At 39.3% G+C, this 25423-nt stretch carries 21 protein-coding genes, 1 tRNA gene and 1 pseudogene; 12 read left to right on the top strand and 11 right to left on the bottom strand.

The features are described from left to right. Window positions 1-9 precede the first annotated feature (9 nt). On the bottom strand, window positions 10-630 hold the full coding sequence (locus AACL23_RS05995) for an L-threonylcarbamoyladenylate synthase (RefSeq protein WP_015874535.1): 621 nt from the start codon (window positions 628-630) through the stop codon (window positions 10-12). A gap of 7 nt (window positions 631-637) precedes the next feature. Next, entirely contained in the window at window positions 638-1519 is an 882-nt protein-coding gene (gene rnm / locus AACL23_RS05990) for an RNase RNM (protein ID WP_339050684.1), read from the bottom strand. Between the two features lie 302 nt (window positions 1520-1821). Between rnm and AACL23_RS05985 the strand changes: the two genes are divergently transcribed. The 3 genes from AACL23_RS05985 to AACL23_RS05975 all read left to right on the top strand — a co-directional run bounded on the left by AACL23_RS05985 (window position 1822) and on the right by AACL23_RS05975 (window position 9345). Then, window positions 1822-2136: a BON domain-containing protein gene (locus tag AACL23_RS05985; protein WP_015874533.1), complete on the top strand. Its 315-nt coding sequence runs from the start codon at window positions 1822-1824 to the stop codon at window positions 2134-2136. Window positions 2137-2744: 608 nt separating this feature from the next. Further along, entirely contained in the window at window positions 2745-5996 is a 3252-nt protein-coding gene (locus tag AACL23_RS05980) for a C80 family cysteine peptidase (protein ID WP_339050682.1), read from the top strand. A gap of 70 nt (window positions 5997-6066) precedes the next feature. After that, the gene (locus AACL23_RS05975) at window positions 6067-9345 is read left to right on the top strand and encodes an FG-GAP-like repeat-containing protein (protein ID WP_339051612.1); all 3279 of its coding nucleotides are present in this window, start codon (window positions 6067-6069) and stop codon (window positions 9343-9345) included. Between the two features lie 198 nt (window positions 9346-9543). Here AACL23_RS05975 and hofQ read toward each other — a convergent pair whose 3' ends face one another. The 5 genes from hofQ to pilM all read right to left on the bottom strand — a co-directional run bounded on the left by hofQ (window position 9544) and on the right by pilM (window position 13231). Further along, entirely contained in the window at window positions 9544-10803 is a 1260-nt protein-coding gene (gene hofQ / locus AACL23_RS05970) for a DNA uptake porin HofQ (protein WP_100096869.1), read from the bottom strand. A gap of 46 nt (window positions 10804-10849) precedes the next feature. Beyond that, window positions 10850-11254 (bottom strand): hypothetical protein, encoded by a 405-nt coding sequence (locus tag AACL23_RS05965; RefSeq protein ID WP_100096868.1) that lies wholly within the window; start codon window positions 11252-11254, stop codon window positions 10850-10852. After that, window positions 11244-11846 carry a hypothetical protein gene (locus AACL23_RS05960; RefSeq protein ID WP_100096867.1) on the bottom strand — a complete coding sequence of 201 codons (603 nt, stop codon included), beginning with the start codon at window positions 11844-11846 and terminating at the stop codon, window positions 11244-11246. The genes AACL23_RS05965 and AACL23_RS05960 overlap by 11 nt, the downstream gene beginning before the upstream one ends. A gap of 11 nt (window positions 11847-11857) precedes the next feature. Continuing rightward, window positions 11858-12268 (bottom strand): PilN domain-containing protein, encoded by a 411-nt coding sequence (locus tag AACL23_RS05955; protein ID WP_339050676.1) that lies wholly within the window; start codon window positions 12266-12268, stop codon window positions 11858-11860. Window positions 12269-12394: 126 nt separating this feature from the next. Then, entirely contained in the window at window positions 12395-13231 is an 837-nt protein-coding gene (gene pilM / locus AACL23_RS05950; RefSeq protein ID WP_339050674.1) for a type IV pilus biogenesis protein PilM, read from the bottom strand. A gap of 389 nt (window positions 13232-13620) precedes the next feature. Between pilM and pstS the strand changes: the two are divergent. The 9 genes and pseudogenes from pstS to AACL23_RS05905 all read left to right on the top strand — a co-directional run bounded on the left by pstS (window position 13621) and on the right by AACL23_RS05905 (window position 21294). Beyond that, a pseudogene (pstS, locus tag AACL23_RS05945) lies at window positions 13621-14674 on the top strand (phosphate ABC transporter substrate-binding protein PstS). 206 nt (window positions 14675-14880) lie between these two features. Further along, the gene (gene pstC, locus AACL23_RS05940; protein ID WP_171967843.1) at window positions 14881-15837 is read left to right on the top strand and encodes a phosphate ABC transporter permease PstC; all 957 of its coding nucleotides are present in this window, start codon (window positions 14881-14883) and stop codon (window positions 15835-15837) included. Further along, a complete protein-coding gene (pstA, locus tag AACL23_RS05935; protein ID WP_100096863.1) occupies window positions 15838-16740 on the top strand; it encodes a phosphate ABC transporter permease PstA in 903 nt (300 codons plus the stop codon). It begins immediately after the preceding gene. A gap of 155 nt (window positions 16741-16895) precedes the next feature. Beyond that, window positions 16896-17660: a phosphate ABC transporter ATP-binding protein PstB gene (gene pstB, locus AACL23_RS05930; RefSeq protein WP_339050670.1), complete on the top strand. Its 765-nt coding sequence runs from the start codon at window positions 16896-16898 to the stop codon at window positions 17658-17660. 13 nt (window positions 17661-17673) lie between these two features. Beyond that, window positions 17674-18387: a phosphate signaling complex protein PhoU gene (gene phoU, locus AACL23_RS05925; protein ID WP_095034845.1), complete on the top strand. Its 714-nt coding sequence runs from the start codon at window positions 17674-17676 to the stop codon at window positions 18385-18387. Window positions 18388-18529: 142 nt separating this feature from the next. Next, complete coding sequence (gene sctR, locus AACL23_RS05920; protein ID WP_095034600.1) at window positions 18530-19180, top strand: type III secretion system export apparatus subunit SctR; 651 nt, start codon at window positions 18530-18532, stop codon at window positions 19178-19180. Further along, window positions 19177-19446, top strand: coding sequence for an EscS/YscS/HrcS family type III secretion system export apparatus protein (locus tag AACL23_RS05915; RefSeq protein ID WP_015874514.1), 270 nt, complete (start codon window positions 19177-19179; stop codon window positions 19444-19446). Before sctR ends, AACL23_RS05915 begins: the two co-directional genes overlap by 4 nt. A 1-nt stretch (window position 19447) precedes the next feature. Then, entirely contained in the window at window positions 19448-20233 is a 786-nt protein-coding gene (gene sctT / locus AACL23_RS05910; protein WP_339050666.1) for a type III secretion system export apparatus subunit SctT, read from the top strand. Window positions 20234-20235: 2 nt separating this feature from the next. Next, the gene (locus tag AACL23_RS05905; protein WP_100096861.1) at window positions 20236-21294 is read left to right on the top strand and encodes an EscU/YscU/HrcU family type III secretion system export apparatus switch protein; all 1059 of its coding nucleotides are present in this window, start codon (window positions 20236-20238) and stop codon (window positions 21292-21294) included. 71 nt (window positions 21295-21365) lie between these two features. Here AACL23_RS05905 and aspA read toward each other — a convergent pair whose 3' ends face one another. The 4 genes from aspA to AACL23_RS05885 form a co-directional block, all read right to left on the bottom strand. Further along, a complete protein-coding gene (gene aspA / locus AACL23_RS05900; protein ID WP_100097150.1) occupies window positions 21366-22796 on the bottom strand; it encodes an aspartate ammonia-lyase in 1431 nt (476 codons plus the stop codon). Window positions 22797-23062: 266 nt separating this feature from the next. Next, a tRNA-Ile gene (locus AACL23_RS05895) sits at window positions 23063-23139 on the bottom strand. A 145-nt stretch (window positions 23140-23284) separates the two neighbouring features. Continuing rightward, a complete protein-coding gene (locus AACL23_RS05890) occupies window positions 23285-23794 on the bottom strand; it encodes a methylated-DNA--[protein]-cysteine S-methyltransferase (protein ID WP_174889351.1) in 510 nt (169 codons plus the stop codon). Between the two features lie 146 nt (window positions 23795-23940). Then, window positions 23941-25248, bottom strand: a complete 1308-nt coding sequence (locus AACL23_RS05885; RefSeq protein ID WP_422389644.1) for an AppA family phytase/histidine-type acid phosphatase — start codon at window positions 25246-25248, stop codon at window positions 23941-23943. Window positions 25249-25423: the final 175 nt, after the last annotated feature.

The following is a 25423-nucleotide window of genomic DNA, read 5'->3' as shown; positions in this document are numbered from 1 at the left end:
TGGTATAGATTATAAAAAAGGGCTTGTATCCCCTCCTCCTGATCGAACTAATACCGGATTGCCATCTGTAAGATCGATGATCGTAGTCGGTTGCTCAGCGATACAACCTCCATCAATAATGAGATCGACTTTTTTTCCTAACTTTTGTTTGATCTGTTCTGGATCAAATTGTGCAAAATCATCGCCAGGTAAAATAAGCGTCGTTGACATCAACGGTTCGTTTAATGCATCTAGCAATGCTAAGGCAATATCATTAGAAGGCACTCGTAAACCAATGGTTTTCCGTTTTTCATTCATTAAACGACGGGGGACTTCTTTCGTTGCTTTTAATATAAAAGTATAGCGCCCAGGCGTGTTGTTTTTAATTAATCTAAAAGCACTGTTATCAAGGTAAGCATAAAGCGCAATCTCAGATAAATCACGGCAAACCAGGGTAAAGTGATGATCGCTTGTTCTTTCCCGAATTTGACAAATACGCTCCTGCGCGGATTTTTTTTCTAAAAGACAGCCTAAAGCGTAGCCAGAATCCGTGGGATAAACCATCACACTTCCTTTTTTGAGAAGATCAATGCTTTGATTGATTAAGCGTATTTGAGGATTTTTAGGATGAAGGTGAAAAAATTGACTCATGATCTACCTATATCATCTTTGAAGGTTGACTTACTGTGATATTCCAGTGATCCCATATCGGCTCAGATCCTGCAGGCAACCATAAATGACGACCTAATTCTATCCAGGAGCAGGGGTGATGGAAATCTGATCCCTGAGAGGCTAATAAATGATATTCGTTGGCATATTGCGCTAATAATGTACGTTCATGCGTTGCCTGCTGACATTGTGCGACTTCCATGGCATCCCCGCCTTGATCCGCAAAATATGCCAGAAGCACTTTTAATAATCGATTTGAAAAACCATAACGCGCAGGATGCGCTAAAACAGCATATCCTTCTGCTTTTTTAATGATTTCTATCGCTTCTTTTATGCTGCCCCATTCAGGCAAGACATAGCCTGGTTTGCCTTCTACCAAATATTTTTTAAAAATTTGCTTGATATTAGAGCCTTTACCTAAATTCAGTAAATAGCGAGCAAAATGGGCTCGAGTCACCAGCCCTTTGCCTGCTAAATCCTGAACTCCTTTCCAAACATTGGAGATCTTTATTTCTTCGAGCGCTGCACTGATCTTTTGAGCTCTTTCATAACGCCGTTCTGATTGCTTGTCTAAAAATGCTTTTATAACAGGATGATTTATATCAATACCCAGCCCCACAATATGTATTTCATATTTTCTCCATAAAGTAGAAATTTCCACACCATCAATTAATTGAATTGGGAGTTGCTGTTCCTGGATGGTTTTTTTTGCTGCCATTAAACCTGAAGTCGTATCATGATCCGTGATAGCCAGAATATGAACCCCCATTGTAACGGCTCGATGCACTAATTGCATGGGTGTTAATAAACCATCAGATGCACTGGTATGGCTATGAAGATCATAAATGATACTTGTCTTTTTTTCTATCATGATGAAAACCAAACGAATTTTAAAAAAGAATAATTATATTCTCTAAAATGAATGAAATTTTTTAAAATAGATCTTTATTTTTAAAAATAAAAAATAATGCATATAGAGAAATCATTTTATTATTGTTCTTGATTCAAAATCATATTAAAAAATGAGTATTTTTATTTAAAATCATATAATAAATGATTAATAATAATTTGAATAATCCTATTTTTTAATTAATACTTAATATTCCTTTTAGTTATAGATAGAAAAAATAATTTTTTAGTTGATGAAAAAAATAAAATATTGGAGCGTTTTTTATGAAACTGATTAAAACTTTAACTTTGTTATTGAGTGTTATTTTATTAACTTTTGCAGTTTCTTCTTGTGTGCCTACTAAAAAATCAGAAGGAACGGGGGGATATTTGGACGACACTGTGATTACCACCAAAGTCAAAGCGGCTTTGTTAGCAGAAAAAAATTTGCAATCAACGGAAATTAATGTCGAAACTTTTAAAGGTAAAGTGCAATTAAGTGGTTTTGTTAGCAGTCCTCAAGCAATTCAACAGGCAATAAAGGTGACTCGTGGTGTTTCAGGCGTCAAGTCAGTTTCCAATAAAATGCAAGTGAAATAAATAAAGATAGAAAGTGTAATGATGTGATGGCTGCTTGGGCAGCCCAGCTTCGTCTGCAAACAATGAGAAATGGGGCGGTGTCTTGTAGCCCATCACGTTTACGCCATTGATATACTTATTCAACCTGAAGATGCTGGTTTTATCGTTTAAAAACGATCATTGATCCTATCTCTAAAAAATGGCAAGATTTTTGGCAATATGGCGTCAAAAAATTCTCAAATCGCATCATGGAAAGATTAGGATGATAATGAGTGTATTCACAATGATAAAGCGGCAGATAATATGGATTGTTAATTAAATGGTCTTTAAAGTCATGTATAGCTATGTTAGGATAAAAAACTTATGGAATAGTTAAAATTTTACTGAAAGGGAAAGCAACATATGTTACATAAACGCCACATGTCCACACGGTTTCAATGCATTAATCCCCTCAATACTTTTAGTTACCGCAAGGCGTATAAGCCCACCAACCTTAATTGACTATCCATTAATACAGCAGCGCTTTATAAGGCTGTCCGGAATTTCAAAACATCATCGGCATACAATATTCACACCATCGTCACAGATCGGGGCTTCTCGCCAGTTTGCTCATTACAAGGAATTAAGCTATGGAAAATGGGAAAAAAAATTTTTTATCTAACAAATTCACATCATTAAATGACATAAATAACGACTCGGGTCGAAATCTGGCTGTCAATTCTGCTGATCCCGCTCTTTATCCTCCTATGCAGGAAGCTCCTCTTAACCTCTCTATGCATCGAGTGCCTACAACGCAGGCAAGAACTAATGATACCAATCATAGCCTCAGTCAGAACCCGATTGTTAACCCCGTCAATCTCACTCCTGAATTCTCTATTTCATCAATCCTTCCAACACAAAGAATAACCAAAGAAAGCACGAGAAAAAGAAAGTTAGAAAAAACAGATCTATCAGATATGAATCAAAAAATACCGAAAGTCACAGAAAAAGGACAAATGCCATCATTTTTTATTGATATAACAGAACCAAAATCATATGGTTTAGAAAAATCTGAATATGGAAATAACACTATATATCATCAATCAAGAAGTACGAATAATCCAAATTATCCTATCACAGCCTTAAATCACAACAATAATATGCTTTCGAGCTACATGCAAAAAACAATCAATGATTCCAGTAAAACGCCTGAAGAAAGAAAAAAAGAAATATACAAAAAAGTAATAGGGGAAAACCTATATGGTAATATCAAGCTTAATTTACAAGGCCTGTCCTCTTTTAAAATGCCTGGCAGCACTGTAAAAAAACTATTTTATGTGAATGGTAAATTGATTGCAGATATCATTAATCGTAAAAATGATAGTGGTCACGTTATCAAGCGCGTAATAGAACCCATGTCTGGATCAGCGATCTATTCTAACTGGATAAGATTATTGGGATTTAAAGGAAAAATCATAATAAATGATACTAATCCTTTTGTGATCTTGACTCAAAAAGCGATTATTAATTATCCCGATGAGGTATTGAAAAATATTGAAGTTATTAAAAACGATATATTAAATATAGCCCAAAAACATGGATTAAACTTTAATAGCGAATTATTTATTGAATCAAATTCTTCAAACATAAACCAAACTATAAAAAAAAATTTTCGTGAGAATATAATGTATTACTTTGAAGAAAGTTTAATTATGTTAACTTCTTCCGTAAGCGATAATGGCAGACTGATTTTGGATATACCTCAGGATCCAATTCGAGCGAAACATTTCAATGCCTATGCAGCGGCATTATATTATGTTGCACAAAACTCATTTCATTTTAAAGATGATTCCAGCATTGATGTAAAGCTTAATAAACCAGATACATATGTGCTTAATCTTCCGATTTCAGTTTTTGTTGAACAAAAAAATAAAACACGCATATTTCCATCGATAATTAATCATCAAAAAATAAAGTTTATTCATCACATTCATAAAAATACAAAGGAAGACACAGAATTTTTTAATGAAGATGGCTGGGCGTTATTAAAAAGAAAGAATATCGGTGCTGGTGATTTAATTATATTAAGCGATTATCTCAATAACAAATATACAAATGAAAATGAATTTTATCAAAAAATTAAAGATGATGTAATACCGGCTATTAAAAGAGGTGCTCAAGTACTCGTGATCAATAAATTTCAAAAAGAAATAGAGACTTTTTTAAAACACCAGGGTTTTCAGGTTGAGAGAAATGAAAATAAAGGTAATCCTACCTTATTAGCGTTAAGTCCCAATATTGATACAACTCAACTCCAAACCCAAACCCAAACCCAAACCCAAACCCAAACCCAAACCCAAACCCATAAATTACAATCTAACTACATCGATTTTTTATCCGATTTATACATTACCCAGCCTGGATTATCCGAGCCAAACAAAACGATTACCAATACTGAGACCCGTTTTGAAGGTCAAATCATTGTGGAGCGTGAAGAGGACAGGGTGGTGAGTGAAGTGGCGAAAAAACTGGCAGGTTTATACATTACCCAGTCTGGATTATCGGAGCCAAACAGAACGATTACAAATACTGAGAGCCGTTTTGCAGGTCAAATCATTGTGGAGCTTGAAGAGGACAGGGTGGTGAGTGACGCGGCGAAAAAACTGGCAGGCAAACATGCGGAAAGAAGCCTCATCATCCAGTTGAAGCAGGACGGAGGACATGAGGTGGTGCAAGGTGACCCGTATCTGCTTCGAGGTGATTTACGCTGGCAAGTGGTGGGGCATAGTCGTGAGGGAGGAAATGAGGGGTATCCCGCCACTTTTGGAGGTTTGAGCGCCCAGCAACTGTCGAATCAACTCATCGCGTTGAATGCACAACTCAAAAAGCAGTTTCGTATCAATCCCCGACCCAAATACATCAGCCTGGTGGGGTGTTCATTGGCGGCAGCCGGCGTGGAAGACAAGAGCTATGCCCAGCATTTTGGGGAAGCCCTCAAGCATGAGGCAGGATGGCAGACAGATATTGGCGCTCGTCGGCTCCCTGTGAGGGTGAATGCCCAGGGCAGAAAACTCTCGGTGGTCAATGAAGCGGCCAGTGAGGAGATCCCGGATAAAGTGGTGCTCAGCTGGACACCTGAGGGTGAACTGGTCGTACAGAAAACCCGTTTTTCTGACAGGGTCTCTGGGGTGTTGTCTGAGGAGACGCTGTCGAGTTGGGAGCCGCCCCTGGACTCTCTGGTGGAACCGAGGTCTGCCCTGGCGTCATTACAAACGGGCTCAGGGGATGAGCCCCCGTCAGGGGACCGGTCATCGGACGCCGGGGAGATTTCCCTGAGCAGAAAGGCCTTACATCAGATGGGGGCCATGGTCGAGGGCCAGCCCCTGTCTCCCGAGCACTTTAGAAAAGGAAATGTGGTGGAAAAACTGCGGTTTGATGCGCAACGTCTGGCGTTTTATTTGCATCATGCGGATGGCGGTGAGCTGAGCACCCAGCAGGCCGTGCGTTTTTTGAAACAACAGCTGGACGTGAAAAGCCCGCCCTCTCTGCTAGAGGGGGACGATAAGGCGTCGACCATGGTGGCTTCAGAGCAACTCAACCGGATTAATGAACATGTCCAACGAAGGGCGCCGGCGCCGATGACATCGAGCCTCGACATCCCGCCGGCGCTTTGGGGGTCGTTGAAAAGCGTGCTGGCTCCCGCCGGGGGGGGGGCGTCTCAATCGATTGAGCGCTCGAGCCGGTTTTGGGATGCAAGGGTACGGTTACCTGAGGGGGTTGCGGGATTTAAAAGACTATCGGGATCTCTTGAACAAGGGGGGGCTAACAGAAACACAAAAAGAAGAATTGATTTTTCAACATCATTTGGCCATCGCCTCTTTCAGCTCGAATATCGGGATTGATGCGACCCAATCTGGGTTAGGTCAATACGGCAGACGTTTAGTGCAAAATGGGATTTCATCGGGCGTTGGAATGAACGTGGCGCGTTTTTGGGGGCCCGTATTAGGGGCATTATCCAGTGGGTTTGATATGGTTCAGGCCTATCGCGCTTTCAGTGAGCTGCCCAGCACGGCCGAGCCAAAAGCGCGTCAGGATTTGATTGTGAACGATGCGCTTTCCGTTGCGGGAGCGATGTTAAATATAGGGATGGCGATTGCTTTTGCGGTGGGTGGCCAGGCGTCGCTGTTAGCGGGCCCGGCTGGGCTCATCATGGGAGGGGGATTGGTCTTGGGGGGAATGATTTATTCGGCGGTGCGTCAAGTAGAGGAATTGAAAAAATGGGTTCAGTTGAGCGTTTTAGAAGAACTCGATAGTGGCTGGCGTCTTTTTAGCGGTGAATATTTAGCCCCCGAGCTCGCCAATCAGGCCAGTCGCCATCAAATGTTGGCCCATGCCCAGGCAGAGCATCAGAAAGCACAGACAGCTCAATTCCAAACGTTATTACTGAGCCATGGCCAGATAGAGAAGGTGTATGGCAGCCTGGGCCAGATATTACTGACCCCTCAACGCTATAAAAAAATTGTCGCGCATCATGCTGGCATGGAGGAAGACCGCGTGCACCCGGATGAGATAACCCAGGGGAAACGGGCCCTGTCAGACAAACTCAACCGGTTAAAGTCGAATTTGCTCATTTCTGGAGAAATGACGGTCGAAGACAGTGACTATGAATACTATTCTCCTACGCTGACATCGAGAGACGACAGGAGTGATGCCGATATCATGATGACCCTGTCGGCGGGGCATCGTCAATCGCTGGGTCGATTCGTGGACGAAAACACACAATCGTTGACGGCGTCTCTAGAGATGAAAGGCAGACATCGCGCACCGGGCGCGCTGGGGGATTTTAACGGCGATGGCCGTCCTGATATCGGTTATTTCAGCCCAGAGGGGCTGTTTTTCTTGTTTGCAGATGAAAACGGTGCCTATGGTCCCGTCAAAAAAATGGACACGAAAAACACTTTTTACCATGGGCTTTATGCAAACCATGTGCGTCATCTGGTGGGGGACATCAACGGGGATGGTCTGGACGACATCATGTTTTTCTTGGATAGCGGGGCTCCTGTCCAGATTTTGCTGGGGCAACCCACGGAAGACTTTGTTTTCAAGACAATCAAGGGCGTCAAATTACCCGCGCTGTCACAGGCCGCGCCGGTATTGACGGACGTCAATGGAGACGGGCATCCGGATTGGGTGTCGTTTGTGAAAAACAGCCTGTATGTTCATTATGGTGATGCCGGCAAGATGCTGGGTATGCCCGAGGAGGTATCTCATCCCGATGCCCCTCTTCATTCTGCTCAATATCTCCATCATCTTGCGGGGGATATCAATGGGGACGGCCTGGGAGATATTCTTTCTGTGACCAGGGACGGTCAATTAGAGACGCGATTGGGGAGCCGGACGCCTGGACAGCCCTTGAGACGTTTAGCGAATCAAACGCAGGCGGCGGTGCAGGGATTTGGAGGCGTTTTTAATCCGTCGCAATTACAGCTGCATGATATGAATGGGGATGGTCGTTCAGATTTGGTGGTCATTCAGGATGATGGGAGTTATACGATGTCTTATGGGCAGGCAGAGGGGACCCTGGGGGAGGCGAGCGACGACAAAAGCCGTGAAGAGCAAGGGGCAAAGGTCGCGTATCGGCCTAACCGGCTGGCGAAGCAGAACGAACAGAAAATAGTGGGTATCCGCCAGGGCGCTGTTCATCTGGAGTTAATCTCTTTAAACGAGCAAGGGGAGGTGCATGCGCATCCTTTTGAGAGCCGTCGTGAGAGGGACCTGATTGCCTACTACAAATTGGGTGATGGTGAGGATGAAATGACAGGACAGCCATCGAGGCGGAACTATTTCGACGTCGGGGGGGGGACCAAAAAGTTCACGGGCGGGTCTTGCGCCGATACTTTTTTACTGCAAGGGCAGCAGGCACCGAGTCAACCCGGCCATTTCAACGGTGCGGGCCCTATCCGTGCTGAGGAGGGCGCGAAAGATGACCAGGACACCGTGATAGCGGCGGTCAAGCCGGCTAACGGCAGAGGCTATCAGATTGACCTGCACAAAGGAGAGGTCAAATATGTCGGCGAGGATACCAAGATAGCGACATTAGAGAATATCGAACATGCGATAGGTCACCGTGAGACGAATGATATTCTGATTGGTGACGACAGGAATAATCATCTGGAGGGTGCCGGTGGGTCAGATACCCTGGTAGGTCACGGTGGGAATGACATTTTAAGCTTGAGCTCAGGGACCGCGACAGGAGGTGAGGGCATCGACAGCTATCGCATTTTACAAAACAACCGCGCCGCAGACACGCTGACCGAAATAGAGGTCAAAGAGACCGTGGGTCAACATGACACCAGCAACATCATATTAGATTATAACGCGGCCAATGTGATGAGCCTGTCTCTCAAGGACACAGAGTCGGGGGGCGACATGGTGTTGACCCTGAGAAATGATAACCAGAGTCTCACTGAGGTGAGATTCAAAAACATGTACGGCCCAGCACAAGGAAAGACGCGAGCCCTGCAGCATCATTATTTTTTGTACACCCGGGATGGCATGTTCATCACCGGGTTTCCTGAAACGCTCATGCAACAGGCGGATGGCCGATGGCCTGTGCCTCCCCTGATTTTAGATAACTTTCACCAAAAAGAGCTTTTGATGGGCACCGGCATGGCCCATCATTATGTGGTAGAGAATGCGGTTTTAAAACGGGACATCGTCATTCATCGTCATGTCATGCCTCATCATAAGGACGACCCTCTGATACAGGATAGAGTAGAAGTCCCCTGGTTGTTGCAAGAGACGGTATTCACCACAGACAAAGACGACGTGGTGCTGAGCCCTGTCGGCGATACCCACGCTAGTGTCCGTATCAAACATTTCATCAAAGAGGCTCCTGACCGTCCTCTCTCATTAATCGACCTCAATGGGGATGTCGCCCCTGTAGAGGTGAACGAAGAAGGTCTGGTCTCTATTGGCAGGCCTGAGGGAACGGACCAAAATGACAGGGTGATGGTACGTCATGACAGCGCGCTGAAAAATAAGCGCCTGGATTTAGGGGCAGGCTCTCCTGGGGCAGTGAGCAAGGTCTCGGAGTCTGACTTGACAGCAGGAAGATTGCCTGAATCCATGGCGGGTTTTGCGTCATCACAAAGTGAATCACTGGCGTCTCAGACAGAGACTCTACACAGACACTGGAACCCATTAAACCCTGCTGCAGGACAAGTCGCTACCACTGTAATACACCCTTGATTGACTATGGCACTGTTAACAAACTCACTTAAAGACGCAAAAATCACTCATCGCGAACAAAAAAATAATTGATCATAAAAAAATAAAACGGCTCCCGGCTTATTGAAAGCAAATAAGCAAAAATAATGAGTTTTATTTTTACAAACAGACTTTGTTAACAGTGCCATATCTAATAAGCTGAAATATATGAGAATCACTCTAATGAATCAATTTGGGTGTAATAAAAATGACCAGTTCACGCCGTCGTTGTTGATTAACATCTTGTCTAAATAAAGCCCCCAAAAAAGGAATGTTTCCAAACCCCGGTACCTTATCGATTCGATGATTATTTTTTTTCTGAAAAATGCCTCCAAGAACAATCGTTTCACCATGCTTTACTATAATGTGTGTGGTGATTTCCTGTTTATCGATCGCAAGATTTTCTGCATCCCCGCGTTTAATCGCCATACCTGGCATATTCTGACTGATTTTTAGTTTTAATCTAATTTTATCATTGCCTAATATGGTAGGAGTGACTTCCATCCCTAATACCGCTTCTTTAAATTCAATGCTGACATTCTCTTTTTTACCATTGATTTGATAAGGAATATCGGTGCCCTGCTTGATACTGGCTGTTTGCTGGTGAGAAGTTATCAAGCGGGGACTCGCGATAATATCTACTTGATTTTCTTGTTCTAATGCACTGAGCTCAAGATCTAAAAGACGGCTATTAATGCTTGCAACCTGAAAATTTGCAGCAATTGCGGTGTTTTTTAGCGGTAAATTAATATTAAAATTTTTAATTCCAAGCGGGTTGCCCTTTTCTAAGGCATTCATGCCCCATCTAATACCTAATTCATATAAATTTTCACTGCTCATTGTCACAATATGAGCTGATAATTCTATTTGCCGTAAAGGAGAATCTATTTCTTTTAACCATTTTGTTAATCCTGCCAAAGATTGTGCTGTATCATGAATAAAAAGGTTATTGGTTCTTTTATCTGCTATCACATTCCCTTCTTGAGAAAGCAAAAAACCTCTGTTGGCACTTAAATTTTTTGCTACTTCCTCCGAGTCTGCATGTTGGAATGTAAAAATTAAATAATTCATTTTTTTTGATTGGGATTTTTTTTCTTTTTTTATCTGTAATTTTTCTATTTGTTTATTAATGATTTCCTGTTCTGTAAAAACCATAAGAATATTATCTTTACGCTCAATTCGTAATTGACTCATCCGTAAAATCACATCTAATGCATGTGACCAAGGAACCTCTATTAATCTTAGGCTTAGATTTCCCTGTACCCCTTTTGCAATGACCAAATTCAATTTTTGATAATCTGCTAAAGCTTGTAAAATAACAACCACAGGCGTGTCTTTAAATTCCATATTGACAAAAATATCTTTTTGTTCTTTAGAAAAACTCAAGCTACTTAATAAAAATAAATAGGCCCCGATAAAAATTTTTATTATTTTAATCATCAAATTTTAAACCTTTTTGATTATTTTAAATCATTTATGATATTCCTTAATCAAGGAAAAGTGCTATTTCTGACAAGTTTTTTTCACAATGTTTGTGGATGTCTTTTTTTTCAGGATGATAAACGGAAATATAATTCATATTAATTCGATTTAGAGTGATTTTATTTATTTCCCAATTTGTTAGAATAAATTCTTTTGTTTTTAATTGATGCCATTCCCCATTTTGATTAATCACCCAAGCTTTATAATTATTTTCTTTACCTAATACACCTTTTAGTTTCCATTTTTTTATTTTATCCAAACCTTGATTACAAGGTATTAACAAAAAAGGTTTAAAAGGATCTCTTCTTAGTTCTTTATAGTGAATATTTTCATTAGCAAAGCTATATTGAGTAAACACATGAACAATAAATAAAAAAATAAATTTATATTTTTTCTTGTTATTGTGCATTTTTAATTATCGCCTTTATAGGTAAAATTTCTGTGATCTGAATAGTCATTTCAAGATTTTCTTTTTCATGAATGAGATCATGAAAATTTTTTGATTTATTAAATATATCTATTTTTTTAATTAAAATCGGAGGATTGGTTTTTAGTAATTCCACTAAAAAGTTGATGATTCCATAATAATCAGTATTAATGTAAGCTATCCAATTTTTATGTATTAAATTTTCTTTAATTTCTGTTTTTTGTTTTTCCCAGTTGATAAGTTGGATGTTTAAATGATTAAATTTTTGATAAAAATTATTTTTTAAGCTGTTTTTTTGGTGTTCCATTTTCAATGAAAAAATGTTTTCTAATTTTAACATTTGTATTTCTTTTTCTAAATAAAATAACTCAGGTAATAAAGATAATTTATTTTCAATTTTTTCAATCGTTTTTTTTTGATTTAAAATTTCGTCTTTTTTTAGCTTCAATAGATTAAATATTAGATGCAAATCAAATATATATAAAACATAAATCAATATACCTAAAAAAAACCATTGATATAAAAAAATCTGCCATATTGGTCTATTAAAATAATTTTGAAATTTTTTATTCATGATTTATCGCTTTATAATGATAAAAACTCATTTATTGCTATAGTAAAATAAAATACCCCTTTTTTTTTCTGACTTACTTTCTGTAATTCAATATTATGGATCAATATTTTTTGACTTAATCCTTCTATAAAAAGTGCAATACTATTGTAATCATGACTGATTCCATCCAAAATAAATGTTTGATCTTTTTGTTTTATCTCTAATAACCAACAACGCTCTGGAATAAAATTTGATAATTGATTTAATAATGTTAAATAACTTTTTGTTTTTTGATATATATTTTCATAAATTTGTATGCTTGATTGTATGTCTTTCAAATCAATTAATCTTTGTTTAGTTTTATTATATGTATTTTGTAATTTTTCATGTTTTTGTAATAATAAATGTAAAGTTATTTCTCTTTTTTGATATTCATTTTGCAAAAAAAAATGAATAAATAGAGTGACCGTTATGATGATGAGTATTTGTAGTAAAAAAAATCCGCTCCAAAAATAGCCACTTTTTTTTTAGTTTATTCTCCCTCCAAAGTAAAAAATTAACCTGAAACATTAAAAATCCTTTGGACGTACAGCCAAACCACCTGCTAATGCAAAAGACATAGGTAACGCAGGTAATGTGGGTTGAAACTGTTTAAATGCTAAAAAAGGAGACCATGGAATGGTATTTTTAGGTGGAGCTACCTCTAGCAGACCCGTGTAATAAATTTGAGACATCGGACGATATCCGTCTGAATAAACACAGCGGAGCTCTTCGATTATGTTTTCTTGCGTTCCAGAAATTAAGCCATAGCGAAAAGGCGTGTTCAACGGGGATGTCCATAGCCATTCATTTTCCAACTGATGTAACAAAATATGTTCCTGTGATAATTTTGCTTCTGCAGCCATATAGCGTAAAGCACAAGGCGAAATGTCAATCACATTCGGTTTTAGTCCCGCATTTTCAAGACAATTTTGCCAGGCATTGATTTCTTGTTGATGAGCCGCTGTCATTAATAATGACGTGCTATTTTTTATTGGAGCTCGATAATCCAATGATAAGGTTTGATCATTAATTGAAAACTGCTTTTTGGCATTAAATTGAATAAATTCTCTGCAGGCTGGCTCTCTTAATCTTTTATCTGGTTTAGGAATACTTTTTTGTAAAATTCTTTGTGCAGGCAAATTAATACGTAATGAAATATTTTTTGGAAGGAGTTGAGCCAATAAACGAAAAACCTCAGTTAATTTTTCAGGCTTGTGTAAATTTCCGTTTTGTAGAACACCTTTGTCAAGAGGATGATACCACCAATAGCGCACCTGCCAGCCATAACGGCGTTTTAAAACAGCAAGCGCGCGGACTCCGCTCATTTGAATATCTAAACCTACCTGCCATAGTGAAAAAAACATTTTTAGAGATCTCCATATCTTTTAAAAAATGAAAAAGAAATTTATCGGGGTTTTCTGTTAGACCTTTATACTACGATGAATTTATTTATAAAATGTGATTGGGGGACTTAATGCAGAAGCTTCCAAGAGGATCTGAAAATATTTTTTGTTATTTCTTTTCTTTACATAAAAATGCGAGTTTTATCGAAATTTTCTTCTGAAAGGCCTTCTGAAAAAAATGGGGTGTGGGTGTTTTTTTGAATTTTACTTATGATTTGAATCATCAGGCTACGATTTTACAAAAAATCTATTATTTTTTATTGCTTGCACATCTTTCTGTTTATGAAGACAATTTGTTCAAGCAAGTTTTTTAACTTTCATTTCAGATCGCAAAATATAAAAGGCCCATTATGAAATTACGGCATATCACTTTCCTTTGTGTTTTAAGTAGCATTTTGTTAATCACGGCCTCAGCATTTTCTAGTACGAACTTAACGGGGGCTGGCGCGACATTTCCTACTTCTTTGTATTCAAAGTGGGCAGATTCCTATCAAAAAAAGATGGGCGCTAAAATTAACTATCAAGGTATCGGCTCATCCGCAGGTATCAAACAAATTATTGCCAATACAGTTGATTTCGCGGCTTCGGATATTCCTTTAACGGAACAACAATTACTGAAAAATAATTTATTTCAATTTCCCACTGTGATTGGAGGGATCGTCTTGGCCGTCAATATCCCTGGTATTAAATCAGATCAGCTCATATTAGATGGTAAAGTGCTGGGAGATATTTATTTAGGTAAAATTAAAAAGTGGAATGATCCTGAAATTATAGCTTTAAATCCTGAGATTAAGATGATATTGCCTGATCAGGATATTGCCGTCGTGCGTCGTGCAGATGGCTCAGGCACAACTTTTGTTTTTACGCATTATCTTTCTAAAAAAAATCCTGAATGGAAAGCAAAAATAGGCGAGGGCTCTAATATTAATTGGCCAATTGGATTAGGAGGGAAAGGTAACGATGGGGTCGCCGCTTTTGTTCAACGTTTACCTGGTTCGATTGGTTATGTGGAATACTCTTACGCGAAGCAAAATAATTTAGCCTACACTAGATTATTGTCTGCAAATAATCGGTCTGTTACACCAAATTTAACCAGCTTTGAATCGGCGGCAAAGGATGTTGACTGGACACACTCTTTTGCTCAGGATCTAACAGATCAAAAAGGAGATAATTCATGGCCAATCACAGCAGCAACGTTCATTCTGATAAAGAAAACACCCAAAAAGACCAATGATAGACGTATCGATGTTCTCAAATTTTTTGATTGGGCTTATAGATATGGCGCTAAAGAGGCGAATGATCTTGATTATGCTACCCTGCCCGACTCTGTCACTAATCAGATACGTAAGGCATGGGAAACTCAGCTGTAAGAATAAAAATGGTCAAGCTTTTTTTAAAGCTTAATCAATTCTCAAACTAATATAAAAAACAAGCGAAAAAAGGCAGTATTTTTGGTCTGTGATCTGTCTTGTATAAGAGTGTTTTTAATGGCGAAAAAACAAGTATTTTGAACTCATTTTTAACAACTGTAATCAGACATAAAAAATTTCATGTCTATTTTACACTTGATCTTTGTAAAAATAATGGTTTGCTTGCGATGGAAATTATACATGGTTAAGTCCAGTCTTTCGGTGAAATTACCCAATAAATACGGTGATACTGTTTTTAGTACTTTGGTAAAACTGGCCGCTTTTTTCACTCTTTTTTTGTTATCCGGGATCATCCTATCGTTGCTTTTGACTTCTTGGCCTAGCATAGAAAAATTCGGGTTTTCTTTTTTTTGGACCAAAGAATGGAATCCTCCTGCTGATCATTTTGGTGCTTTAGTTCCCATTTACGGAACGATAGTGACATCGCTCATCGCTATTGTGATTGCCGTCCCCGTCAGCTTTGGCATCGCGTTGTTTTTGACAGAGTTAGCGCCCAATTGGTTAAAAAGGCCATTGGGATTGGCCATTGAACTTTTGGCGGCTATTCCTAGTATTGTGTATGGAATGTGGGGATTGTTCGTTTTTTCACCGATATTCGCTCAATATTTCCAAGAGCCTATTGCTGATGTTGTCTCAGGAATTCCTATTATTGGAATGTTGTTTTCAGGCCCTGCTTTTGGCATTGGTATTTTAGCTGCAGGGGTTATTTTAGCTATTATGATCATTCCCTATATTGCTTCTGTGATGAGGGATGTTTTTGATCAAACACCTATTATGATGAAAGAATCTGCCTATGGTATTGGATGCACAACCTGGGAAGTCATCTGGCATGTTGTGTTGCCATTTACAAAAAACGGAGTGATTGGTGGGATCATGTTAGGCCTTGGGCGAGCACTCGGCGAAACAATGGCAGTCACCTTTATTATCGGGAATACCTATCAATTAAACAGTTTTTCATTATTCATGCCGGGCAACAGTATTACCTCCGCCATTGCAAATGAATTTGCTGAAGCTGAATCGGGTTTACATACTGCCGCGTTGATGGAATTAAGTCTGATTTTGTTTTTCATTACATTTATCGTGCTCACCCTATCCAAATGGATGATTTCACGCATCTCTAAAAAAGAAGGGCATTAGATGAAGGAAGCTGATCAGAATATAAAAATAAAGCGTCCGCTGACTTTGATGGCAACTCGAACTAGAAAGCAAGCTTGGCGCCGTAATAAAAATAAAATGGCTTTGTTACTTTCAATGATCACGATGATTTTTGGGTTGTTTTGGTTAATATGGATCCTGTTTTCTACAGTAGTCAAAGGTATGGATGGCATGTCTTTCGCTTTATTTACTGAGATGACCCCACCTCCGAATACAGAGGGAGGGGGTTTAGCTAATGCAATTATGGGCAGTATTTTGTTGATTTCAGGAGCCACTTTGGTAGGAACCCCATTGGGGGTCATGTCAGGCATTTATTTGGCAGAATATGGTCGTCAATCTCGTTTGGCAGAGATGATTCGTTTTATCAATGATATTTTATTGTCAGCCCCTTCAATTGTGATCGGCCTTTTTGTTTATACTTTTGTCGTGACTCAAATGGAGCATTTTTCTGGATGGGCGGGGTTGATTGCGTTGGCATTATTACAGATCCCAATTGTGATACGTACCACTGAAAATATGCTCACTTTGGTACCCGATAGTTTGAGAGAAGCGGCTTATGCAGTGGGCGCTCCTCAATGGCGTATGATTTTTTCTATCACGTTGAAGGCGTCTATTCCCGGTATTTTGACCGGTATTCTTTTGGCGATTGCTCGTATTTCCGGAGAAACCGCACCCCTACTGTTTACTTCGTTGTCTAATCAATTTTGGAGCACAGATTTAAGTCAACCAATTGCTAATTTGCCGGTTACCATATTTAAATTTGCGATGAGCCCTTTTTCTCAATGGCAACAGTTAGCTTGGGCGGGCGTGTTATTGATTACGTTTTGTGTGTTATTTTTAAATATATTAGCGCGCATCATTTTCTCTAAAAAGAAGAAAGTTTAAAAACTATGATATTAGGCTTTTATCTTGAATTATGAGTGGATATTAAATATGACGACTTTATTTTTAAGAAAGAAACAAATTTTTACGGAACTCTCATGCTTACTATACAAATGCACTACAAAAAAATGTCATCAAAGAGATGAGTCTTAATTATTATGCTTACTGACATCAGCAAAATTCAGGTGCGTTCTCTGAATTTTTATTACGGAAAGTTTCAGGCACTAAAAAATATTTCTTTAGATATTACTCGAAATCAAGTCACGGCCTTTATAGGACCCTCAGGCTGTGGCAAATCAACTCTATTACGCACCTTTAATAAAATGTATCAATTGTATCCAGAGCAAAGAACAGAAGGCAGTATATCGTTGGATGGTCAAAATATTCTGACCGATAAACAGGATATTGCCTTGTTGCGAGCAAAAGTCGGGATGGTTTTTCAAAAACCAACGCCTTTTCCCATGTCTATTTACGATAATATTGCATTTGGAGTCCGGCTCTTTGAGAATCTTTCACGCGTTGAAATGAATGAGCGAGTTGAATGGGCGCTGACTAAAGCCGCACTCTGGAATGAAATTAAAGATAAACTACAACAAAGTGGCTATAGTTTATCCGGGGGACAACAGCAAAGATTGTGTATTGCACGGGGGATTGCCATCCGACCCGAAGTCTTATTGCTCGATGAGCCTTGTTCTGCTCTTGATCCGATTTCTACCGGTAAAATAGAAGAACTGATCAGTGAATTAAAATCAGACTACACCGTAGTCATCGTGACTCATAACATGCAACAGGCAGCTCGCTGTTCTGATTACACCGCATTTATGTATTTGGGTGAATTAATTGAATTCAGTGGTACAGATATTTTGTTTACTACGCCGAAAAAAAAACAAACAGAGGATTATATTACAGGAAGGTATGGCTAACGTAGGGCACTTTATGAACGATCTTAATTTAGATAAACATATTTCAGGACAGTTTAATGCTGATCTTGAGGGAATTCATACTCAGGTACAGTCCATGGGACAATTAGTCAAAAAACAATTGACTGATGCTATTAAAGCGATGCACGACCAAGATATGCAATTAGCAAAAAAAGTGATCAAAGCAGATAAAAAAGTGAATGAAATGGAAATGAAAATCGATGAAGACTGCGTCCTTATTATCGCAAGACGTCAACCTATTGCAAAGGATTTACGTTTAGTGATAGCGATTATCAAAATCATTTCAGAATTAGAACGTATTGGAGATGTCGCTGAGAGAATTTGCTCTACGGCGTTTAAAACATTATCTGATCAACAAAAATCAGTTGTTTTAGCCAGTCTTGAATCTTTAGGTAAACACACTATCCAGATGCTCGGCGACGTTCTCGATGCTTTTACAACCATGAATCTTAATATGGCCATCAAAATTTATCAGGAAGATGAAAAGGTAGATCAAGAATATGAAGGAATAGTGCGCCAATTAATGACCTATATGATGGAAGATACCCGCACTATCCCCAGTGTGATCACTGCGCTTTCTTGCGCTCGTTCCATCGAACGGATAGGAGATCGCTGCCAAAATATTTGTGAGTTTATTGTTTATTATGTTGAAGGACAGGATATTCGTCATAAGGGTGGGAATGAATTAAAAAAGCTGTTATCCAGGTAACATCATCATTCATAAATAATATAGCTTGAATGATCGATATCCAGTTATCACCCTATGCTATTTGTTGATCGTCTCCAATAATATACAGTCATTTTTAATAGATTTTTGAAATGATCTTGCAAAAGGTCTATTGGGATAGGTCATGGAATTAGTCAATAGCTCCTATGAATTAATTACTTTACTCTTTTTATTATCTATTTTTCCATTACTGGTCGTGATGGGGACTTGCTTTTTAAAGTTGTCGGTCGTTTTTTCTTTATTACGTAATGCATTAGGTGTGCAACAAACACCTCCGAATATTGCTATCTATGGTTTGGCTTTGGTATTGACGATTTTCATCATGGCTCCGGTCGGTTTGGAGGTGAATGAAAGCTTAAAAGGAGAAAAATTATCACAGGATTTTGGCACTTTTGTCGAGCAAATTAACAGCAAAGCGCTCGATCCTTATCGTCAATTTCTTCTTCATAACACCTCATCGGAGCAAATCAATTTTTTTTCCGATATGATTAAAAATAATTGGCCAAAAAAGTACCGTGATAAAGTTGCTTCAGATTCATTGCTGATATTAATGCCCGCTTTTACCGTAAGCCAGCTTATTGAGGCCTTTAAAATAGGTCTATTACTTTATCTTCCTTTTGTGGCCATCGATTTGATCGTGTCCAATATTCTATTGGCGATGGGCATGATGATGATGTCACCTATGACCATTTCATTACCTTTCAAAATACTTATTTTCCTTCTGGTGGGAGGTTGGGACATGATATTGGGGCAATTGGTAGGATCTTACCGATGAGTAATGCCATTATTATTCAATTAACCACTCAGGTACTTTGGATTGTTTTAATTCTTTCGATGCCTGTTGTGGTAGTGGCCTCATTAGTGGGTTTGATGGTCAGTTTATTTCAAGCGTTGACACAGATTCAGGATCAAACATTACAATTTTTAATTAAATTATTGGCAGTTTGCCTGTGTTTGCTGATGAGCTATCACTGGATGGGAAGTACCATGCTGAATTATACCCATCAAGTTTTCTTACAAATTGGGAATATGCACCAATAAAATGGCTGAATATATTCCTTGGCTGACCGCCCTCGGACTTGCGATGGCTCGCCCCTTAGGGGTTTTGTTGATTTTTCCTGTATTCACGACTCACAGTTTAGGTAGTTCTCTGTTGCGTAATGGGTTATTGGTGGCGATTGCTTTGCCTATCACTCCCATCACCATTTCTTCTTCTTTAATACATTCTCACATATTAATTCATTGGTGCTTCGCTATCATGATGGAGCTGGTCATCGGTGTCACCATAGGTTTCTTTGCTGCGTTGCCATTTTGGGCGATTGAAATGGCCGCTTCTTTAATAGACACCATGCGTGGCGCGACTATGGCCAGTGCTATTAACCCTACTATGGGAATGCAATCCTCTGTTTTCGGCATTTTATTTAGCCAGGTTTTGTCTGTACTATTTTTAATTGCAGGGGGATTTAATTCATTATTGAGGGTAATTTATGGTTCTTATGACCTATTATACCCAGGAGAAAAAATTCTATTTTTTGGAGAAAAATTATTAAGCTTTATAAAAATGCAGTGGGGGTTAATGTTCGAACTTTGTTTTAACTTCGCTTTACCTGCATTGTTAGTGATGCTAATAACAGACCTTTCGTTAGGGCTTATTAACCGTTCCGCACAACAACTTAATGTTTTTTTTCTTGCCATGCCTATCAAGAGCATTATGGCCCTTTTTTTATTGCTGATCAGTTTGCCTTTTGCATTTCACCATTATTTGAATGAAATTAAACATATTGAAAAAAATATGACCTATCTGGTTAAAATTTTAAAGAGCGGCTGATCATGCCTGAAAAAAACGAAAAACCTACAGAGAAACGCATAAAAGAATCCCGGGAAAAGGGAGAGGTCATTAAAAGTGTCGAAATTACTTCAGGCACACAATTGGCCATTATTCTCATTTATTTTTCATTAGTCGGGCCTGATTTAGTGAATTTGATGGGTCTTTTAATTACCAGTAGTATAAAAAAATCAGATAAACCTATAGGCATTGCGGTACTCGATCTGACCTCTGAAATAGCCAGTGTGTTTTTACAGATTATGGGAGTATTAGGAGGGGGATTAGCATTAGCGACCATACTGGTCGTTATGGCACAGGTTGGCCCTCTACTCGCAACCAAAGCAATCGGTTTTAAAGGCCAACATATCAATCCTATCAGTAATTTTAAAAATTTGGTTTCCCTCCGCAGCCTGTTTGAAATTTGTAAATCATTATTTAAAGTGATTTTAGTCTCTTTAATTTTTGCTTATCTACTTCGCGAATATGCACCTACCTTTGGATATTTATCGTATTGTGGCACTCATTGTGCTTTTCCGATATTTGGTACTTTAATGCAATGGTTGCTGGGATCTTTGCTCGCGTGTTACGTGATATTTGGTATCTTGGACTACAGCTTTCAGCATTATAACACCATGAAAAAAATGAAAATGTCCCGTGAAGAAATCAAACGTGAATACAAAGATACCGATGGTGATCCTGAAATAAAATCTAAACGTCGAGAATTACAACAGGAAATTCAAAGCGGAAGCCTCTCTAATAAAGTCAAAGGCTCAACCGCAGTGATTAAAAATCCCACTCATTTTGCGGTGTGTTTATTTTATCATCCAGAAGAAGCGCCGCTACCTATCGTGCTTGAAAAAGGAAAGGGAACAAGGGCTCAGACCATTATTAAATTAGCCGAAAAATTTGATGTGCCAGTGGTTGAAAATGTGAGACTCGCGCAAATGCTACATAATGAAGTGAATTGTGATGAAATTATCCCTGAGCATCTTTTTGAACCTGTGGCGGCGATATTACGTTTTGTCTTAAATTTAGAATATCAAGCCGATGATGAATCAACATAATGATAAGACTTTAGTCAGCGTAGAAGGCCTGGTCTGAGCATATTTTCGTGAGCACAAATTTCTTGAAAAAATTAATCATCATAATACCGCTTTGCGATGTATCTGGGGCGCATCAAATTTTCAACGGATAAAATATTATCTAGCTCCGCTTCTGTGAGTAAGCCTTTTTGTAATACAACCTCACGAACACTTTTACCCGTTTTTGCGCACTCTTTACCAACGATATCTCCATTATGGTGTCCAATAAAAGGATTAAGATAAGTCACTATACCGATAGAGTTGAGAACAGAATGTTCACAAACCTCCTTATTGGCAGTGATACCTTTTATACATTTTTCTTTTAAATTCTGACAAGCGTTCGTCAGAATCTGAATAGATTCAAACATAGCCTGAGCAATGACGGGTTCCATTACGTTTAATTGAAGTTGGCCCGCTTCTGCCGCCATGGTCACACAAATATCATTACCAATCACTTTGAAACAGACTTGGTTGACCACCTCTGGGATCACAGGATTGACCTTCGCAGGCATAATGGAAGAGCCTGCTTGTAGTTGAGGTAAATTAATTTCATTTAATCCCGCTCTAGGGCCTGAAGATAATAAACGTAAATCATTACAAATTTTTGACATTTTCACCGCTAAACGCTTTAGCGCACTATGCACCATGACATACGCACCGCAGTCTGAAGTGGCTTCGATTAAATTATCTGCAGCTACAAATTTTAATTGAGTCAGCTCACACAATTTTTTAATCACCAGCACCTGGTAACCTTCCGGTGTGTTTAAGCCGGTACCAATCGCTGTAGCCCCTAAGTTAATTTCTAATAATAGTTTTCTGGTGCGCTCTAGATTTTTTATTTCTTCATTAAGCAAAACTTCAAAAGCCTTAAATTCCTGGCCTAATGTCATAGGAACAGCATCCTGCAACTGGGTGCGGCCCATTTTTAGAATGTCGAAAAATTTTTTTGCTTTTTTACCAAAGCTTTGATGTAACTCTTTAATTGCGATGATCAATTTTCCAATAGAAACATAAACCGCAAGGCGAAACCCTGTAGGATAAGCATCATTTGTAGATTGAGATTGATTGAGGTGATCATTAGGATTAAGGTGCTCGTATTGGCCTTTTTGATACCCCATAAGCTCCAACCCAATGTTAGCAAGTACTTCATTCGTATTCATATTCAAGGAAGTCCCGGCACCACCCTGAAAAATATCTACAGGGAACTGATCCATGCATTTTTGGTTAATTAGAATTTCATCACAGGCTTTTATAATGATATCAGCAACTTCGCGAGAAAGTGTACCTAGCTCACTGTTCGCCATGGCGGCGGCTTTTTTTACCATCACCATTCCATGAATAAGCTCAGGCACGTCGCTAATCTTGTGACTACTGATCTGAAAATTGTCAATGGCCCTTACGGTATGAATCCCATAATAAGCACTATTGAGAACGGGTCGTTTACCTAAAAGGTCTTCTTCTATACGAAAGCTTTTTTTTGTCATCATTATCATTCTCTTAATGAGGTATCTGCATTCGAAGAGTCTGACGACTCTGCCAGTAAAAAAATAAGGTAATTTCACTTTAAATTTTCTATTAGCCTAGTCACATCAGTGACAAAAAGAAATCAGGTTTTAATAAATATTATGATAAAAAGCTCAACAATTTGTAAAAATTTCTTTCGCAATAGAGCTCTTGCAAAAAAACTATAGGCTGTGCTTTTGTATTGAAGATGAAAAAAGAAGGGATGAAATGTCAATTCATTTGTCATTGGTGGCCCCTGCTGGACTTGAACCAGCGACCTAGCGATTATGAGTCGCGCGCTCTAACCAACTGAGCTAAGGGGCCTAAATGAGGCCGGCATTATACGGTATTATTATCGAGGAGGTCTAGATCTAAGCAGTTCAGAATTTTTAGATGAGTTGGTTTCAATTCAGCCTTTCCAAGCAAAGATGATTCATGGCTTCTCACAGGGGTTTGCATCGTCAAAAAGTCAGGCATCATACAAACATCTTGCTTCTTTTTCTAACAGTTGGCGTTTTCGGTCAATGCCCCAACGATAACCAGACAGCGTACCATCGGTACGAATGACACGATGACAAGGAATGACCACCGCCAGGTGATTGGAAGCGCACGCGTTTGCTACCGCTCGCACCGCATCGGGGCGGTGTATTTTTCTGGCCATATCTCGATAACTCAGTGTCTCCCCAAACGGTATATCTCGTAATGCCTGCCAGACGCTCAGCTGGAATAGAGTCCCTTGAATATCGAGCGGAAAAGCTATTTTATCCATAGGTGAATCAATAAAATGACTCACCTGTCCTAAGTGCGGTTTAAGCAATCCATGATTTTCCAGCAACGTCTCTCTGGTGAAAATCGCTTTGAGTTCATTCATCAGCAATGTCTCGTCATCTCCCATCAGGATAGCACATACCCCGAATGCGCTTTGAGCAACTAAAACTTTACCCAATGAACAACCACCAACAGAAAAATAGATACTCATGGTAGGCTTCCCCCGAAAAAAATTTTCTCAAAAATAGTCGATAACGTGCTATTTTCCGAACCTGCTTTCTTGCGTGAGAACTGTAATGATGCTGTTTTTGATTGGATTGAGCAGTTAAATTTGTTTAGTGCTGATTTAACAAAGTATTAATGATGCTTACTGCAGATGCTACATTCAGGAATGCGTACTGATTGAATGATTTTTTGAACACTTTTCAATGAACACATCTGTTGCTCGTTTTGTTCTTCACATGCAGGCAAAGCCAGGTTCACTTGAACAGGCGGATTTTCTAGTGACAACTGGCTCATATTCCTCATTTGCTCTAATGTCTGATAGACGATAGATATCTTTATCCATTGTGTGTTATCACTCACACGAACCCAACGTTCAAAAACAAGTTCTCCGCCTGGGGGGGTGTTGTCAGGCTGGCCAGAAAGCTGCCATTTCATCCCTAACGCACCACCAATATTCGCAATATTCGTGTCGTGTCCAGCGATAAACAGCAAAGACGCAGGGAGTGTAATGCCGTCAACATTTTTCCCTTTATTCCCCGGAGTCAGTGCCATCAGTATTAAATCTAACAAAGGCGTTGCGCGGTGGCGGGCAATATAAGGCATTCGCTGCAGAAGATCGAATTGAGCATTATGTAAACTCAGCAATTGATCCCACTCTTCCCTACTGGAAATTTTTCCCCAGGCGACATGAGACATCCCTTGGGCCTGTTGTAAAAGAAAAATCTCAGTCAACATTGAAGCAAGGCCAGGTGCACCACTGAGTGACACATTATCTCTATGAACCTGGAGGCCAGCTGGGAGAGCGTTTATAAGCGTGCAGGATTTTCCTGGTGGATTGTTTTTACAAAAATCAGAGTGTGCGAAATTTAAAACGTTCTCTAGAACAGAAAAAGCCGGCTGATTCTTTTGAGTAAAATGTTCCAAAGATCCCCCTGCACGCATAAGAACAGCCAGCTTCACATGCCCCTCATCCATATGACAGATACCTGCTTTTATTGGATTAAAAAGAGGGACTTTTTTGTTGAAAATTAGCGGGTTATGTATGGGTAAAGAACATGATGGCATAAACCCTGAAAGAAAAGCTTCTCCTGTTTTTCGTGTTCTCTGGTCTATATCAGCAAGAACAGAAACTTCGTCTTTTGTTGGGCATTTGCCTTCCTGGAACAGACCTTCATTGACAAGTCTGAGATGTTGATATCTCCCCATGAATGAAACCAGTTGCCCTCCACGGGGAGTCATCCATCCATAAGGAACCTCCCAAACAGGCCATTTATTAGGAGTCACCCTTTGCATTAAAGGTGTGAATTTGGTGGGCGCCCTTACGCCATGCCGACTGACAATGACCACACTTTCCAGCGTCAACCCACTGAAATGCTGAGCATGCAGCGGAAAAGAAATCAATAGGATAGTGAGATATACGATCCGATTGATGTCTGACAGTATGTTAATGACGATTTTCGCTCTCCCCTGATTGGTTAAAGTTGATTTGTTTTGGTTTGATGATTTTTGCTGTTTGATGCATTTCTGCCATTGTTTTTTCTGGCCTCACCACAAGTTTCGCACTGATTTAGTGAGAAAAAAACAGGTTCACTCAGCCGATGCCTGCTATAACATC

Source organism: Candidatus Williamhamiltonella endosymbiont of Tuberolachnus salignus, assembly GCF_964019775.1.
Lineage (GTDB): Bacteria > Pseudomonadota > Gammaproteobacteria > Enterobacterales > Enterobacteriaceae > Hamiltonella > Hamiltonella defendens.
This window is presented reverse-complemented; position numbering and strand designations above follow the sequence as displayed.

What these genes read in the sequence shown, in the direction of transcription:
- pstA (WP_100096863.1), top strand. Translation starts at nt 15,838, where the DNA reads ATGAAGGAAGCTGATCAGAATATAAAAATAAAGCGTCCGCTGACTTTG.
- aspA (WP_100097150.1), bottom strand. Translation starts at nt 22,796, where the DNA reads ATGACAAAAAAAAGCTTTCGTATAGAAGAAGACCTTTTAGGTAAACGA.
- pstB (WP_339050670.1), top strand. Translation starts at nt 16,896, where the DNA reads ATGCTTACTGACATCAGCAAAATTCAGGTGCGTTCTCTGAATTTTTAT.
- AACL23_RS05960 (WP_100096867.1), bottom strand. Translation starts at nt 11,846, where the DNA reads ATGAATAAAAAATTTCAAAATTATTTTAATAGACCAATATGGCAGATT.
- AACL23_RS05890 (WP_174889351.1), bottom strand. Translation starts at nt 23,794, where the DNA reads ATGAGTATCTATTTTTCTGTTGGTGGTTGTTCATTGGGTAAAGTTTTA.
- AACL23_RS05905 (WP_100096861.1), top strand. Translation starts at nt 20,236, where the DNA reads ATGCCTGAAAAAAACGAAAAACCTACAGAGAAACGCATAAAAGAATCC.
- hofQ (WP_100096869.1), bottom strand. Translation starts at nt 10,803, where the DNA reads ATGATTAAAATAATAAAAATTTTTATCGGGGCCTATTTATTTTTATTA.
- sctT (WP_339050666.1), top strand. Translation starts at nt 19,448, where the DNA reads ATGGCTGAATATATTCCTTGGCTGACCGCCCTCGGACTTGCGATGGCT.
- sctR (WP_095034600.1), top strand. Translation starts at nt 18,530, where the DNA reads ATGGAATTAGTCAATAGCTCCTATGAATTAATTACTTTACTCTTTTTA.
- AACL23_RS05965 (WP_100096868.1), bottom strand. Translation starts at nt 11,254, where the DNA reads ATGCACAATAACAAGAAAAAATATAAATTTATTTTTTTATTTATTGTT.
- pilM (WP_339050674.1), bottom strand. Translation starts at nt 13,231, where the DNA reads ATGTTTTTTTCACTATGGCAGGTAGGTTTAGATATTCAAATGAGCGGA.
- pstC (WP_171967843.1), top strand. Translation starts at nt 14,881, where the DNA reads ATGGTTAAGTCCAGTCTTTCGGTGAAATTACCCAATAAATACGGTGAT.
- AACL23_RS05985 (WP_015874533.1), top strand. Translation starts at nt 1,822, where the DNA reads ATGAAACTGATTAAAACTTTAACTTTGTTATTGAGTGTTATTTTATTA.
- AACL23_RS05915 (WP_015874514.1), top strand. Translation starts at nt 19,177, where the DNA reads ATGAGTAATGCCATTATTATTCAATTAACCACTCAGGTACTTTGGATT.
- phoU (WP_095034845.1), top strand. Translation starts at nt 17,674, where the DNA reads ATGAACGATCTTAATTTAGATAAACATATTTCAGGACAGTTTAATGCT.
- AACL23_RS05975 (WP_339051612.1), top strand. Translation starts at nt 6,067, where the DNA reads ATGAACGTGGCGCGTTTTTGGGGGCCCGTATTAGGGGCATTATCCAGT.
- AACL23_RS05995 (WP_015874535.1), bottom strand. Translation starts at nt 630, where the DNA reads ATGAGTCAATTTTTTCACCTTCATCCTAAAAATCCTCAAATACGCTTA.
- AACL23_RS05980 (WP_339050682.1), top strand. Translation starts at nt 2,745, where the DNA reads ATGGAAAATGGGAAAAAAAATTTTTTATCTAACAAATTCACATCATTA.
- rnm (WP_339050684.1), bottom strand. Translation starts at nt 1,519, where the DNA reads ATGATAGAAAAAAAGACAAGTATCATTTATGATCTTCATAGCCATACC.